The organism is Hymenobacter sp. FMD4 (genome assembly GCF_058932745.1).
On record NZ_JBZYWH010000029.1, the window covers coordinates 25,254 to 40,191 of the forward strand.

Sequence of the window (14,938 nt, forward strand, 5' to 3'; positions counted from 1 at the left end):
GACCGCAGAAGACAACTATGCTGTGAATGCCGTGATTCGGCCTGCTAAAAATAAACCCCGCTGCAGGGGCGGGGTTCAGTTGATTGATGTGAGGTGTCAATCAGCGCTTGAAGATCAGCAAGTGCTGCTGTGGCAGCGAGCCGATGTTTTCCACAAACTTCAGTCCCACGGCTTCCAATTCGCGGCGAGCTTGCTCCTGGCTCATGCGGTGAATGCGCTTGATGGGTACGTTGGGGTCTTCGGAACGATATTCCACTAATGCAACCCGACCCTCGGGCTTGAGGGAATTGCGGATAGCGCGCATCATTTCGCGCGGGTGGTCAAATTCGTGGTACGCGTCCACTATCAGCACCAAATCCACGCTATTGGCGGGCAGATTAGGATTGGTCGTGGTGCCTTGCACGGGTTGTACATTGGTCACCTTTTTTTCAGCACTGATGGTGCGCAGCTTCTGCAGCATTTCGGGCTGAATGTCCACCGCCAGCACCTTACCCTGCGGCACAAGTTGGCTTATCTGGAAGGTGAAATAGCCCGTGCCGGCACCGATGTCGGCTACTACGTCAGTGGGTTTAAGCTGCAGCTCACCCAGCAAAATGCTAGTTCCTTCTTCTCTTTCGCGGTCAGGGCGCTCCAACCAGCCTGCCCCATCGTGGCCCATCACGTGCGCAATTTGCCGCCCTAGGTAGTACTTCCCAATGCCATTGGGGTCTTGCGGGGCCCGGCGTTGATAGCCCGACGAATCAGGCCTCGCATCCATGCGGCGCTGGGCTACCATGGTAGCGTCGCTCTCGGCGATGGGAGTTTGGGTGCAGGAAATAAACAGCAGCAGGCCGGACACAAGGCCCGGCAGCGCGCCGCGTTGCAACAAAGAAACCACAGTGGACATAGATGCTTGCAAAGAAAACGGCAACTGCGGGTTTAACAACGTCTTTCGCTATTTCCGTTCGATTGGCATCAAGGCACTGATAATTAGCCTTTCATTGGAAATTAATGGCAAACATATATAGCCATTTACGTACCTGTAGTAGTTTTTTCTCCGATTGCTTCTATTTTTCGGCTCGAAAACGTACCATTTCGGCTCTTTCATTTAACCCTTTTTTCTTCCACACTATGAAGCAACTTGCCTCAACCCTCCGACAATTGGGAGCGGCGGCTCTGTTTGCCGCTGCCCTCACGAGCTGCAGCCACCGCGAATACGCCATGCTGCCCAAAACTCAATCCTATCACGGCGATGTGCACCGGTCAGTAGCAGCTCAGCCTGCTGCTCCGGCTGCCGAAGTGGCCCCTGAAATTGCCGCCGAACCGGTAGTGGTAGCCCCTGAAGCACCCGCCGTTACCGCCACGCCAGTTGCTCCGGCCGCGCCCAAAGCAGTAGCCGCTCAGCCCGCTAAAACACAAATGGCTCCAGCTGCACCGCGTGCCGAGGCTTCTGCTGCTGCCCCGGCTGCTAAGCCTAGCCTCGTGCAGAAGGCGTTGCTGGCCAAAGCAATGAAGAAGGTTGATAAAATGACGGCCCAAGCTCAGGTGCGCAAGCATTCGAATGCGGCTTCGGCCGACGACGCCAGTGCTTTGTCGCGCAACATCAAGTTGGGTATCATCCTGCTGCTGGTTGGTGTACTGGTAGGTATTATCATCCCGATCTTGGGTACCATCATCGCCATTATCGGCTTGGTATTCATTATCCTGGGCCTGTTGGAGTCCGTTTAAGGCTTCACAATTATGGTACAAACAAAGAGCCCCGGCTGCAGTGCAGCCGGGGCTCTTTGTTTGAGGTTGCTTCCGAAAGCTTACATCGGGTCGACGTCGGCCACGAGGCGGGCCTGACGGAATTCCTTTTGTTCCCGGACTAAGTTCAGGGCTTCCAGAATCTGGCCTTTGGCGTGCTTCAGCACCGTATGCTCGCGGCTAAGCTTGATGGTAATTTCCTGCAGATAGAAATTACGGATGCGGAATATGTAGGGCGCTTCAGGGCCTAGTACCGAGTCGCGGCCGAGCCGTTCCACCAGTTCCTGAGTGAGCATCACGGCAGCATCCAGCGCCACGCGCTCTTCCACGTGCTTTACGGTGAGCTTAATCACGCGCGCAAAGGGCGGGTACATATGCTCACGGCGCTGCGCAATTTCATACTCGTAGAAATTGACGTAGTCATTGCGCATCACCTTGTCGAAGATCTGCTGCTGCGGGTCGCCAGTCTGGATAATGACTTTGCCTTTCTTGCCTTTGCGCCCTGCGCGGCCGCTCACCTGCACAAACATCTGGTACGCCCGCTCGTGTGCCCGGAAATCGGGGTAGTGAATAATGCTATCAGCGTTGATGATGCCCACCAAGCTCACATTGCCAAAGTCCAGGCCCTTCGTCACCATCTGCGTGCCCACTAACACATTGGTGCGCTGCTGCTCAAAATCGCTGATAATCTGCTGGTAAGCATTTTTAGCGCGGGTCGTGTCCAGGTCCATGCGCTGGACTTGGGCCTCGGGCAGCATAATCTTAAGATCATCCTCGATACGCTCCGTGCCGAAGCCGATGGCTTTGATGGCTCGGGAGCCGCAGGCTGGGCATTCGCGCGGCATTTCGTCGTGGTGGCCGCAATAGTGGCAGCGCAGCTCATGGGCATGCTTGTGGTAGCTCAAACTCACGGCGCAACTCTTGCACTTAGGCACCCAGCCGCAGTCGAGGCAACTGATAAAAGGGGAGTAGCCACGGCGATTCTGAAATAGAATCACTTGCTCGCCCTGCGTCAAGCGGCCCTCAATGGCAGCTGTTAGTTCCGGCGTAAAGTGGTGCGAAGGCCGTTTCTGCCCTGCCTGGGCGTTGCGTCGCGTATCGATCAGCTCGATATCGGGCAGGCCGGCTTCGCCAAAGCGCTTGGTGAGGGACACGAGGCCCCAACGTCCGGCGCGGCACTGATAGTAGGTTTCGACGGATGGCGTAGCCGAGCCGAGCAGGATTTTGGCGCCCTGGAAAGTGCCCATCATCAGCGCCACTTCGCGGGCGTTGTAGCGCGGGGCCGGGTCGTACTGCTTGTAGCTCGATTCGTGTTCTTCGTCGACGATGATCAGCGAGAGGTTATCAAAGGGCAAAAACACGGCTGAGCGTACGCCCACTACCACCTGAAAGCGCCCCGACAGCACGCCGTTCCACACTTCCACGCGTTCGTTGTCGGAAAACTTGGAGTGGTACACCCCCAGGCGCGAGCCAAACACGCGCATCAGACGCGTAACAATTTGAGCGGTAAGGGCAATTTCGGGCAGCAGGTACAGCACCTGTCCGCCGCCTTCCAAGGCCTTGCGGATGAGGTCGATGTAGATTTCCGTTTTACCGGCCCCAGTTACGCCGTGCAGCAGCGTGATATCCTTCTGGCCGAAGTAATCCAACACCTCGTCACGGGCCTTGGTCTGGGCTTCCGACAGCTCAAACGGCATTTGACTGGCGGCTACCTCATCCATCGGGAAACGCGACACGATCTGGTCAAACTGCTCCAGAATGCCGTTTTTGATGAGCGTGTTTACTGCCGAAGGCGAGAGGTGCGGGCTGCTCGTCAAAGCTGCTTTCTCAATGCCGCCGTGGTTAAGGTGTTCGTTTTGATATACCGGTACGCGCTGGATGTAGCGCATCAGCACGTCTAGCTGCTTGGGCTTGCTGGCCAAGCCCTCAAACAGGCCTTCCAGTGCCGCCTCAGCCACGAAATGGTGGGCCAACCGCACTTTCTTCACCACTTTGGGCGCGTACTTATCAGCAATGTGCTCAAACAGAAAGACAACATCTTTCTGAATCAGGCTTTTGATAACCTTGTGGAAGGAGCTGATGCCCAGAATTTCGCCTACTTCCGAAAATGTCAAGGCCTTGCCGTCTTCGGTGCTCAGCGCCTCCACTATCTTCTGTTCCTGCTCAGAAAGGGGGTATTCAGAACCCGAGGCTAGGTAGCCAGGGTGCAGCTGCACCCGCGACTCTGAACTGAGCTTGAGCGCCGAGGGCAGGGCCGCGTTGATTACCTCGCCCAGCGTACACATGTAGTACTCCGCAATCCAGCGAAACAACTTCAGCTGCGGCTGCGTCACCACTGGCGCATCGTCGATGAATTCCAGGATGTACTTGGCTTGGTAGTCTTTCGGCGGCGTCTCGTGCACGGCTGCCACTATGCAGCTGAGCGTCTTTTTCGCTCCAAATTGCACCAGTACCCGCCCGCCAATCACAACTTGGTCGTTCAGCTCGAAGGGCACGCGGTAAGTGTAGAGCTTGGGCAGCGGCAGCGGCAAAATCACGTCGGCAAACAACGTGACGCGCTCCACCGGAGTGGGCTCAGACTGGGGTAGGGCGAAAAGGTGCGTTTGGGACACGGTTCAATCAGCGGCGAACAACAAAGATAGCCCCCGGGAAGGTAGGTTGAACTGCTAACAAACAGGATGCTTAGATGGCTATAACCCGATGTAGCCCCGCATTAGCTCTTTGCGCCTGATCTGCCGAAAAGAAAATTGTAATTGGCTGGTCGGTAACTGAAACATGCTGCTAATGAAGCAATGCCAGGGCAAAAATGCGGCCCTAACCCCCTTAGCAGTTACGTGTGTAGGTTCGCTTGTTGAATTTGTGCCAGCGCCTCTGCCGGACTATACACGGGTTGCTGACACGCATGATTGTAACACACGTAAATGGTGGTTTGGCCGCCCGTAGCGCCACGCCCCTGCAATAAGGGTAAGTCGCTGCTGTGGCTGGTGCCGGTCAGTACCGCATTGGGAAGGGTACGTCGACTTAACTCGCGGCGGAATTGTTCGGCGTCAGGCCCCACAATAGCTACCTCTGCCAATGGAGCCAGCAGGCTCAAGTATACCGATGCCCAATTGGTCAGATGATGCGGCTCCTTTGCCACCAAGTCCTGCGCTAAGGCCAGCATGGTAACGGCTCGCTCACGCCATTCCGCAATGTCGAGCAGCGTGCCAAGGCGCAGCAGGTTGTGCGCCATAACGGAATTGGAGCTGGGAATGACGTTGTCAAACAACTCCTTTTTGCGGGCAATGAGTGCTTCACCGGTGCTATCAGTGTAAAATAGATGCGCCTCGGCTGGGTCGTGAAAGTGCTCCAGCACATACTCCGTCAATTCCCGGGCGCGTCGCAGCCAGTTTTCAGCGAAGGTGGCTTCGTAAAGCGCCGTGTAAGCATCAACGAGTAGCGCGTAATCCTCCAAGAACGCAACGATGGTGGCCCGGCCGTTCTTCCAAGTGCGCCACAGGCCTTGCTCACGGCGCAGGTGGTTTTCAATGAATGCCGCGTTTTGCAATGCCAATTCCAGATACCAAGGCTGGTTAAAGGCCTGATAGGCACTTACCAGTCCTCGCAACATAAGCGCATTCCATCCCGTCAGGATCTTGTCATCGAGACCCGGCCGTACGCGCTGAGCGCGGTAGGCGAGAAGCTTTTCTCGCCAGCCTGCAGTAAGTTCTGCCACTACACCGGGCGCTAATTGATGCGCCTGCCCAAACTCCAGATCGTTTTGCCGACGATGCAGAATGTTCAGGCCGTGCTCCCAATTGCCCACGCTGGTGCACTGGTAGTAATAGATGGCTAGCGCCGCTTCCTCGCCTAGCACTTGGCGTAGTTCATCGGTGGTGAACACGTAAAACTTGCCTTCCTGCCCTTCGCTGTCGGCATCCAAGGATGAATAGAAACCGCCTTCGGGACTCATCAGCTCCCGTTGAACAAAACGGATGGTCTGATCCACCACGTCGCGCCATTGTTCGTCTTGGGTGAGTTGGTAAGCCTCCGAGTACAGACTAATCAGCTGTCCGTTGTCGTAGAGCATTTTTTCGAAGTGCGGCACCAGCCACTCTTCGTCTACTGAATAGCGAGCAAAACCACCGCCGACCTGATCGTAAATGCCGCCCCAAGCCAGCTCGCGCAGGGTGAGTGTGGTTTGTTCCAGCGCCGCCACGGCACCAGTCAGGCTGTGGGCGCGCAGCAGAAAACGCCAGATTACCGGCATAGGAAATTTGGGCGCCCGTTTGGTGCCGCCAAGCTTGGTGTCGAAGCGCTTGGCGAGCTTCAGCAGCATTTGCTGTAGCTGGGGCAACGATACGTCATCGGTCGCACGCTGCACGCTGTACTTTTCCAGGTCATTGGCCCGTAGCACCCGTGCGAAATCTTCGGCCGATTTATCTAGTTCTGCCCGATGTTCACCGGCGTAGGCATTGGCAATCTGCTGAAGCAGTTCAAACCAGTTGCGCGGCGGAAAGTAGGTGCCACCGTAAAAAGGCTTGGCTTCCGGCGTAAGAAAAACGTTCAGGGGCCAGCCGCCCCCGATGCCCATAGCCTGAATAGCGTCCATATACACTTGATCCACATCGGGCCGCTCCTCCCGATCCACTTTGATGCATACAAACCGCTCGTTCATTACGCGCGCAATCTGTTCGTGCTCAAACGATTCACGCTCCATCACATGGCACCAGTGACAGGCCGCGTACCCAATGCTGACCAAAATGGGTTTTTGCTCCGACTGAGCCCTCTGCAGGGCTTGTTCCCCCCACGGATACCAGTCCACGGGGTTGTGGGCATGTTGCAGCAGGTAAGGGCTCGACTCATTTATGAGCCTGTTGGGCTTGGCATTGGAAGCAGATGTAGACATAAGTAATGGTGTCGAAGAAACGAAGGTGACCTAATGAAGACTTTTACGGTACCTGCCGAAAACAACAAAACCCGGCCACTACGGCCGGGTTTGTCTTAACTACTGGTTGGGGGCTCTTCCGGCCGGCGCCGCGGCGGCCGTCCCCGCTTTTTGGACGGGCCTTTTACCTCATCCTGTGTCGGGGCTGGGGCTTGCGGTGCCGGTTCTGGGTTTGGATTAGATGACTGCTCAGAAGGTGCCTGCAACGGTTTGGTCACGGCGGGTTTACGTCGTGGAGCCGGCCGGCGCCGTGGAGCGGGAGCCGGAGTATCACCTTTTGGGGCTTCTACCTCTTCCGAAGCCGGTACTGGAACTAGGGCAGGTACATCTGAAGCAGAAGGGGAAACTGGCTGTGCTTCCACCGCCGCAGCCACGGCCGTGCTAATCTTGCTTTTTGTGCGGCCAGTAGCGCCGCCACGTCGCGGGCGGGCCTTAGGAGCGGGTGTTTCCGCGCTGGGTACTACCGGGACGTCAGCAGAAGCAGGAGTGTCAAGAGGTGTGGTTTCAATCGGCGTCGGAGCTTCCTGGATTGGCGCAGGCGGCGCTGGTTCAGCGGCTGGTGGAGCCGCCTGTTCAGCGTACAAGGCAGGTTGCTTACGCTTCGGGCGTCCGCGGCGCATTGGGGGCTCCACTGGGCGTTCCGTGGACACTGATTGCACCTCGGGAGTGGGGGAGGGAGCAAGCAGTGCCGCATCTTCCCGAGGCCCCGGTTGCAGTGCTTCCTGCGGCGCATCCACTGGGACTGACTGCTCATCAGGTGCCACAACAGTAATAGAGGCTGACGCTTCCTCGGCAGGTAAGCGGTTGCCCTTCTTCTTATGCTTACGGCCACCACGCTTACGCTTGCGGCGCTTAGGCTGGCCTTCTTCCTCCGTTGATTCTGCTTCCAACAGCTCCACACCGGACTCTTCATCGGAAGAATAAGCTTCTTCTGCTTCGGCGGTTTCCTCGATGTTCTCGTCCTCGGTTTCTGCTACTGGGCCAACAGGCTCTGGGGCAGGCATGCGTGGTGCAACAGGCGTGATCGTAACTGGAGCCGCCGTTCGCTCCTGCCGACCGCCTTCATCGAAGCCAATATCAATTCGCTCTTCATCATCCTCCGGCTCAGGCGGCAGAACAGGCTTGGGGGGTGGGGGAAGTGCCACAATGCGCTTGTGCACTTCGCGGAGCTCGGCACGCACGTCGGCGCGATTTGCCAAGCGCTCTAGCCGTTGTTGCGTCTGCTCCAAGAAATGCCGGTGCTCCGGTGCTCCAGGATGCAGCGGCTTGTGCGCCAATGCTCGTTGAATACCTTCCCATTCCTGAGCAAACTGCCGGAAATCAGCATTGAAGTACGCGCCGGTGAACTTCTCCCACACGTACTGTTCCGCCACGTCCGACGGATGGATCATATCCGCCGCGTAAAACCGGTAATCGCGCAGATCATCCAGCACCAACTCGTAGGCTGGGAAGTAAGAGGCATCTGGCAGCAATTCGCTGAGGTAGTGGCAAGCCACCCGCAGTACCGATTTGCTTACAGCATTCAGCGGCAACGTGTCACGTAAGTGACGCACGGGGCTTACTGTAAAAATCAGCCGCAGCTTCGGGTTGAGCTGGCGTAGCAGCGCATAAGTCTCCGTAACGGCCGTGATAATTTCTTCCGCTGTCAGCAACTCCTTAGCGAAACGCTCCTGAGGCAGCTTGTGGCAGTTGTTTACTACCTCACCCGTATCGCCCAGCCGGTAACCGAATGCAGTGCCAAGCGTCCAAATCAAGACGTCGGCAGTCCGCACAAACTCGGTTGTCTCGCTGACGAGCTGCTCAATGCGCTGCAGTAGCGCAGGCGGCGAGTCTGCCCCTATAGTGGCATGCAAGTCATAGCTTTGCCAACGGCCCCGGGCTTCCACCAAGTGCTGTTGCCAATCCGTTTCTTCGCCTGCCACTGCCCGCAAGAGCCGGGCTGCAGCCAGGGGATTGAACACGGTGCCGAATGGGTTAACCAGCGTCCGGACCTTGTGCTGGCCCAACCGCTCCCCAATCACATCCGAAAAACACGACCCTATCGTGAGCACGCGCGCCTTTACGGACAGCAGCTGCGCATCGGGTCGAAGCGATAATTCAGTACGAAACATTAGCAAAAAACAGCCCCTTCGGCTGCATACGGAAGGCCAACCTACGCAACTAGCTTCTTACGGCCAAACTTAAGCTTAGATTGATGCACTTGGTACTATGTGGCTTGAAGCAATAAAAAAGCCCCACCGTAGCGGCAGGGCTTTTTTGGTGGTATACGCAAAGGCTAAATTATTCAGCTACTACGTTTACGCGGATCTTGTGCTTTACCTCGCGGTGCAGGTCGATCGAGGCGGTGTATTCACCTACCGTCGAAGGATCTTGGTCAAGGCTGATGCGCTTACGGTCTACGTCGAAACCTTTAGCCTTCAGCGACTCAGCAATTTGCAGCGTGGTTACGCGGCCGAAGATACGGCCCGACTCACCTACCTTGGCAGGAATGTCGATGCTCAGGTCACCGATGCGGTCGGCCAAGCCTTGTGCGTCACCTTTAACCTTATCGGCTTTGTGCGCAGCCTGGCGTACGTTTTCGGCTACAATTTTTTTGTTAGAAGCGTCGGCCAATACAGCCAGACCTTGGGGCAGCAAGTAATTGCGGCCGTAGCCAGGCTTTACCTTAACGATATCGTTCTTGTAGCCCAGGCCTTTTACGTCGTCTTTCAGGATTACTTCCATCTTAGTCAGTCGTCGTTACGGGTGATGGACTACTTCATTTGGTCTGCCACGTAGGGCATCAGGGCCAGGTGGCGGGCTTTTGCCACGGCCTGAGCCACTTTACGCTGGAATTTCAGGCTGGTGCCCGTGATGCGGCGGGGCAGAATGCGGCCCTGCTCGTTCACGAACTTCAGCAGAAAGTCCGGGTTTTTGTAGTCTACGTAGCGAATGCCAGCCTTCTTGAAGCGGCAGTACTTCTTGCGTTGCTCCTGCTTGTGGATGCGTTCGTTGGCGAGGCTCATGTTACTGGGCTACAGCTTCGGTTTGTTTTGCTTTTTGCTGATTCAGCTCGCCCTTGCGGCGACGCTCGTTGTAAGCTACAGCGTGCTTGTCGAGGGCGGTGGTGAGGAAGCGGATAACGCGCTCATCGCGACGGTATGCCAGTTCCAACTGGTCCACCAGCGTGGGCTGGCTAGCAAATTCTACCAGGTAGTAGTACCCAGTCGATTTTTTCTGAATCGGATAGGCGAGCTTGCGCAAGCCCCAGTTTTCCGTATTCAGGATGTCGGCGCCATTTTCCTTAAGCACCTGCGTGAACTTCTCGATCGTCTCTTGAACCTGCGCGTCGTTCAGAACGGGCGTCAGGATGAAGACGGTCTCATAGTTTCTGTTTTCCATTGCGGAACAGAGAAAAAGTATGTGAGACGATGAATGAGCCGGCAAAGGTAAGGAGTTTCCCGATACGCTCAGTTGGTTGCTGACAATAATTTTATGAATGAAGTTCAGCAAGCATTTGATAGTCAATCTGCAAACCTTCTTATGCGTCTTGAGGTTGCGTAAAAGGCAGATGGAGACTAAGAAGATTGGAGTTGAATCTTTCGGGGAGAAAGAGTATACACCTATATATAATAAGGTGTGTGCGAAGGTTTTTAGAATAGTTCTAATAAGGCCGAATAGGCTAAATTTTAGCAAACCCCGGTTTGTTCTCTGGCAATCGTGGGCTACATTTGTGGCCCTAAAGCGCCCTGCTTTTACGTTTTTCCAGCACGTTTTGCAATGAGTAGCTTCCGACTACGTCCTTTTTCACACTGGCTTCTCGCTCTGTTTCTGACGTTTACTGCCGTTGGCCAAGTGGCCGCGCAGGACGCCGCAACCGTGAGCAAAGAAGGTGTGACCCCCGGAGCAACAAGTGGAGCAGCCCCCGCGGCTGCTGCCGGTGCTCCTGCTTCCGCCGCCGCCGGTGACCCCGCTGTTATTTCCGCCGGCGACGCCCTTTTCAAAGGCAACTGTGCCCAGTGCCATGCCATCAACGATGTTGTCGTTGGTCCGGCACTGGCTGGCATCAATGAGCGCCGCTCGCAGCCTTGGTTGATCAATTGGATCAGAAACTCGAGTAAGATGGTAGCCAGCGGCGATGAGTACGCGGTGAAGATCTTCAACGAGTACCAGAAGCAGCAAATGCCCAGCTTCGCGTTGAGCGACCAAGAAATTACCTCCATCCTCGCTTACGTCAAGGCGGAAGAAGGTAAAGGTAAAGATGGTTTGCAGGGGCAAACTGCTACCGAGGTTCAAGGTGGCCCTCAGGCTGCTGACAGCGGCGCTGCCGGCGGAGCTGGTGGTTATGTCAATATCGTACTGATTGTACTTGTAGTAGTACTGATTGTGCTGGTGGTAACGCTTGTTATCATCGCCAACATCATGAAGGATGTACTGCGTGGCCGCAAGGACCTTGATGGCCGTGACGTAGAGATTCTGGAGCAGAAGACGGATTGGATGGGTATCCTGAAGTCAGGCTGGTTCAAGGGTGCTGTTGGTACGCTGTTCGTACTGGTTGTTCTCTACGAGTCCATTCAAGGTCTGATGGCTATTGGTTTGCAGCAGGGGTATCAGCCTTCGCAGCCTATTGCCTTCTCGCACAAGCTTCACGCTGGTGAACACCAGATCAACTGTGCGTACTGCCACACCTCTGTGTATAAGAGCAAGTCGGCAAACATTCCCTCGGCGAACATCTGTATGAACTGCCACTCGCAGATCAAGACTAACTCGCCCGAAATCAAGAAGATCTACCGTGCCATTCAGCGCAACCAGCCTATTCAGTGGGTGCGCGTGCACAATCTGCCTGACTTGGCTTACTTCAATCACGCGCAGCACACCCAAGTGGGTGGCATTGAGTGCCAAACCTGCCACGGGCCCATTCAGAACATGGAAGTTGTGTACCAGTACTCGGCTCTGACCATGGGCTGGTGTATCAACTGCCACCGCGAAACGCCGCTCAACACCAAGGGCAACGGCTACTACGACAACCTCGTGAAGCTGCACGACAAGGCCAACGCCGGCGCTCCGTTCACCGTGTCGTCGAACGGCGGCACCGAATGCTCGAAGTGCCACTACTAATTTGAAAGTACAGGGTATCGGGTAGCTGGCGGTTGCCAAGAGTGCATCACCAGCTACTACCTACCGACTACTGACTACATAAAAAAATGCAAGAGTCGCCTAAGTACTGGAAGGGAATCGAGGAGCTCGAAAACTCGCCGGAATTTTTGCACAACGCCCTAAGCGAGTTCGGGTCGTTGCCGGTGAAGGAAAGCCACCCCTCGTCGGATGACACGGTAGCACCGCGCCGCGACTTCCTCAAGCTCATGGGTTTCGGCTTGGCTGCTGCCACGCTGGCTAGCTGCGAAGCGCCAGTTCGGAAAGCCATTCCGTACCTGAACAAGCCCGAGGAAATCGATCCGGGCATTGCTAACTTTTACGCTTCTACCTACTTCACCGGACAAGACTACAATAGCGTGTTGATCAAGACACGCGAAGGTCGTCCGATCAAAGTAGAAGGCAACCCGGAGTCGCCGGTTACCCGCGGTGGACTTTCCGCCCGCGGCCAGGCTTCGTTGTTGAACCTATACGATATGGACCGTCTGCAGTCGTTTGCCATCAATGGTAAAGCTGCCGATAAGGACCGCGTCGATCAGGAAATCCGCACCAAACTGGCAGGCGCTACTGGTCGTATTGCCATCGTATCTCCAACCATCATCAGCCCCAGCACGAAGCGTGCCATTGCTGATTTTGCTGGCCGTTACGCCAACACAGAACATGTTCAGTATGATGCTGTATCGTCTACTGCACTGCTGCGGGCAAATGGGGGAGTAGTTCCCGGTTATGACTTCAGCCAAGCCGCCGTAATCGTCAGCCTTGCTGCCGACTTCCTTGGTACTTGGATTTCGCCGGTAGAATACGCTTCGCAGTACATCGTTAACCGGAAGGTTTCCTCCAATAAGCGGACGATGTCGCGGCACTTCCAGTTTGAGCCGAACATGACGCTCACGGGTGCTAATGCTGACGTTCGCGTAGCTGTAAAGCCTTCCGAGTTAAATCAGGTAGCCCTAGCCATTTATAATGGTGTCGTTGGAGGTGGTGCTGGCGCAACGTTTAAAAATGCCCAGTTAACCAAAGCTATTAACGAACTGAAAGCTGCTGGCAACCGTGGTCTAGTGGTTGCTGGGTCGAATGACGTAGCGGTACAAACGCTGGTCACGGCTATCAATGCTGCGTTGGGTAACACTGGCACGACCATCAACCCTAACACGCCTTCTTTCTTGCGTCAAGGTGATGATGCTCGTATGGAGCGTCTGGTCGCTGATATGAAGGCTGGTCAGGTAGGAGCAGTAATCTTCTACCACGCTAACCCCGCTTACGACCATCCGCTGGCCGCTGATATAAAGCAGGCACTGCAGAACAAAAATCTGCTCAGCATCTCGTTCAATGAAAAAATGGACGAGACTACTTCGCTGTGCCAGTACCAGTGCCCCGACCACCACTGGATGGAGTCGTGGAATGACTTCGAACCTAAGCGTGGCTCCCTCAGCCTTTCGCAGCCGGTAATCACGCCGCTCTTCAAAACCCGTCAGGCCCAAGAGAGCCTGCTGGTATGGGCTGGTAACCCCAATACCTACTACAACTACCTGCGCAACAATTGGCGCGGTGTGCTTGGAGCTAACTTCCAAGCTGGTTGGGACAAGGCTGTCCACGATGGTGTAGCTGTTGGTACCCTGATGCCTGCCAATGCAGCGCAGGTAGCGCCGGCAATGGCAGCTGGTGAAGCTGCTGGGGCTGTAGCCTCCGCACGAGGCAACGGCATCGAGCTTGCTCTCTACGAAAAAGTTGGTATCGGCAACGGTATGCACGCCAATAACCCGTGGCTGCAGGAATTGCCCGATCCAGTGTCGAAGGCAACTTGGGGCAACTACGTGACAGTGTCGCGCAGCATGGCCAAGGAGCAAGGATGGGAGCAAGGCGACGTGCTAAAAGTGACGGCCAATGGCAAGTCTATTGAACTGCCGGTGCTCGTTCAACCCGGCCAAGCTCAAGGTTCGGTAGGTATTGCCATCGGCTACGGTCGTGAAAAGTCTGGCCGCGTTGGCGATAAAGTAGGCGCTAATGCTTACCCACTGGCAATGTTGCGTAATGGTGCTTTGGTATACAATACCACGGTTACCCTTGAGAAAACTGATGCTCAGCAACCGATAGCTCAGACGCAAACCCACCACACCATCATGGACCGCAAGCCGGTGGTGCAGGAGGCGACCCTGGCGCAATACATTGCCAATCCCAAGGCGGTAACTGAATACGATAAGATTGCTACGCCGGAAGGCCTAGAGCGCCCTAACAAGGTGTCGATGTGGCAAGATTATGAGTATAAGAATCACCACTGGGCAATGGCGATTGACCTCAACTCCTGCATTGGCTGCGGCTCGTGCGTGCTGGGTTGCCAGGTTGAGAACAATATTCCCGTAGTAGGTAAGCAGGAGGTAATCAACCGTCGCGAAATGCACTGGTTGCGTATCGACCGTTACTACAGCTCCGACACGCACAAGGATTCGTTTGAGACGGAAGGCAAGCTGTCGACTTACGCTATGATGGAAGACCCTTCGGACAACCCGCAGGTTATCTTCCAGCCGATGCTCTGCCAGCACTGCAATCACGCTCCTTGTGAAACGGTTTGCCCAGTATTGGCTACCACTCATAGCACGGAAGGTCTGAACCAGATGACCTATAACCGTTGCGTAGGTACCCGTTACTGTGCCAACAACTGCCCGTACAAAGTGCGTCGCTTCAACTGGTTCTCGTACTACTCAAACGAGAAGTTCGAAACGGTAAACGGTCACATGTTCACCGACCTCGGCCGCATGGTGCTGAACCCGGACGTGACTGTACGTGCCCGTGGTGTAATTGAGAAGTGCTCGTTCTGCGTACAGCGCATCCAACTCGGCAAGCTGGAGGCTAAAAAGCAAAAGCGTCGCCCGGTCGACGGGGAGGTAGTTACTGCCTGCGCTCAGTCCTGCCCGACCCAAGCTATTGTGTTTGGTGACCTGAAAGATCCGAACTCACGCGTATCGCAGATCTGGCGTCGCGAAGACGGAGAGCGTGGTTTCAAAGTAATTGAAGCCATCAATACGCAACCGAATATTACGTATCTGACCAAGATTCGTAATACCGACGTATCAAACTTCTTTGCGCCTGAAGCTGAGCATGCTGAAAAGAAGGCTGAGCATCACAACGCCTAAGTCAACACGAACCAATTAACAT

The 14,938-nt window shown here is 55.4% G+C and carries 10 protein-coding genes; 3 read left to right on the top strand and 7 right to left on the bottom strand.

The annotated features are described in order from the left end of the window. Nucleotides 1–100 precede the first annotated feature (100 nt). Nucleotides 101–886: a class I SAM-dependent methyltransferase gene (locus AC5FXY_RS19700; protein WP_493558434.1), complete on the bottom strand. Its 786-nt coding sequence runs from the start codon at nucleotides 884–886 to the stop codon at nucleotides 101–103. A 224-nt stretch (nucleotides 887–1,110) separates the two neighbouring features. On the opposite strand from AC5FXY_RS19700, the gene AC5FXY_RS19705 reads away from it, so the two are divergent. After that, entirely contained in the window at nucleotides 1,111–1,707 is a 597-nt protein-coding gene (locus tag AC5FXY_RS19705) for a hypothetical protein (protein ID WP_493558435.1), read from the top strand. Nucleotides 1,708–1,787: 80 nt separating this feature from the next. Here the strand turns inward: AC5FXY_RS19705 and priA are convergent, their stop codons facing one another. The 6 genes from priA to rpsF form a co-directional block, all read right to left on the bottom strand. Further along, nucleotides 1,788–4,337 (bottom strand): replication restart helicase PriA, encoded by a 2,550-nt coding sequence (gene priA / locus AC5FXY_RS19710; RefSeq protein WP_493558436.1) that lies wholly within the window; start codon nucleotides 4,335–4,337, stop codon nucleotides 1,788–1,790. Between the two features lie 218 nt (nucleotides 4,338–4,555). After that, on the bottom strand, nucleotides 4,556–6,613 hold the full coding sequence (locus AC5FXY_RS19715; RefSeq protein ID WP_493558437.1) for a thioredoxin domain-containing protein: 2,058 nt from the start codon (nucleotides 6,611–6,613) through the stop codon (nucleotides 4,556–4,558). 95 nt (nucleotides 6,614–6,708) lie between these two features. Further along, complete coding sequence (locus AC5FXY_RS19720) at nucleotides 6,709–8,763, bottom strand: GSCFA domain-containing protein (RefSeq protein ID WP_493558438.1); 2,055 nt, start codon at nucleotides 8,761–8,763, stop codon at nucleotides 6,709–6,711. Nucleotides 8,764–8,932: 169 nt separating this feature from the next. Then, nucleotides 8,933–9,376, bottom strand: a complete 444-nt coding sequence (gene rplI, locus AC5FXY_RS19725; RefSeq protein WP_493558439.1) for a 50S ribosomal protein L9 — start codon at nucleotides 9,374–9,376, stop codon at nucleotides 8,933–8,935. A gap of 29 nt (nucleotides 9,377–9,405) precedes the next feature. Next, nucleotides 9,406–9,657: a 30S ribosomal protein S18 gene (gene rpsR, locus AC5FXY_RS19730; protein WP_119443225.1), complete on the bottom strand. Its 252-nt coding sequence runs from the start codon at nucleotides 9,655–9,657 to the stop codon at nucleotides 9,406–9,408. A gap of 1 nt (nucleotide 9,658) precedes the next feature. Beyond that, on the bottom strand, nucleotides 9,659–10,033 hold the full coding sequence (gene rpsF, locus AC5FXY_RS19735; RefSeq protein WP_493558440.1) for a 30S ribosomal protein S6: 375 nt from the start codon (nucleotides 10,031–10,033) through the stop codon (nucleotides 9,659–9,661). A 378-nt stretch (nucleotides 10,034–10,411) separates the two neighbouring features. Here rpsF and AC5FXY_RS19740 point away from each other — a divergent pair, with 378 nt between their 5' ends. After that, nucleotides 10,412–11,749 (top strand): c-type cytochrome, encoded by a 1,338-nt coding sequence (locus AC5FXY_RS19740; protein WP_493558441.1) that lies wholly within the window; start codon nucleotides 10,412–10,414, stop codon nucleotides 11,747–11,749. Between the two features lie 86 nt (nucleotides 11,750–11,835). Further along, entirely contained in the window at nucleotides 11,836–14,916 is a 3,081-nt protein-coding gene (locus AC5FXY_RS19745) for a TAT-variant-translocated molybdopterin oxidoreductase (protein WP_493558442.1), read from the top strand. Nucleotides 14,917–14,938 lie beyond the last annotated feature (22 nt).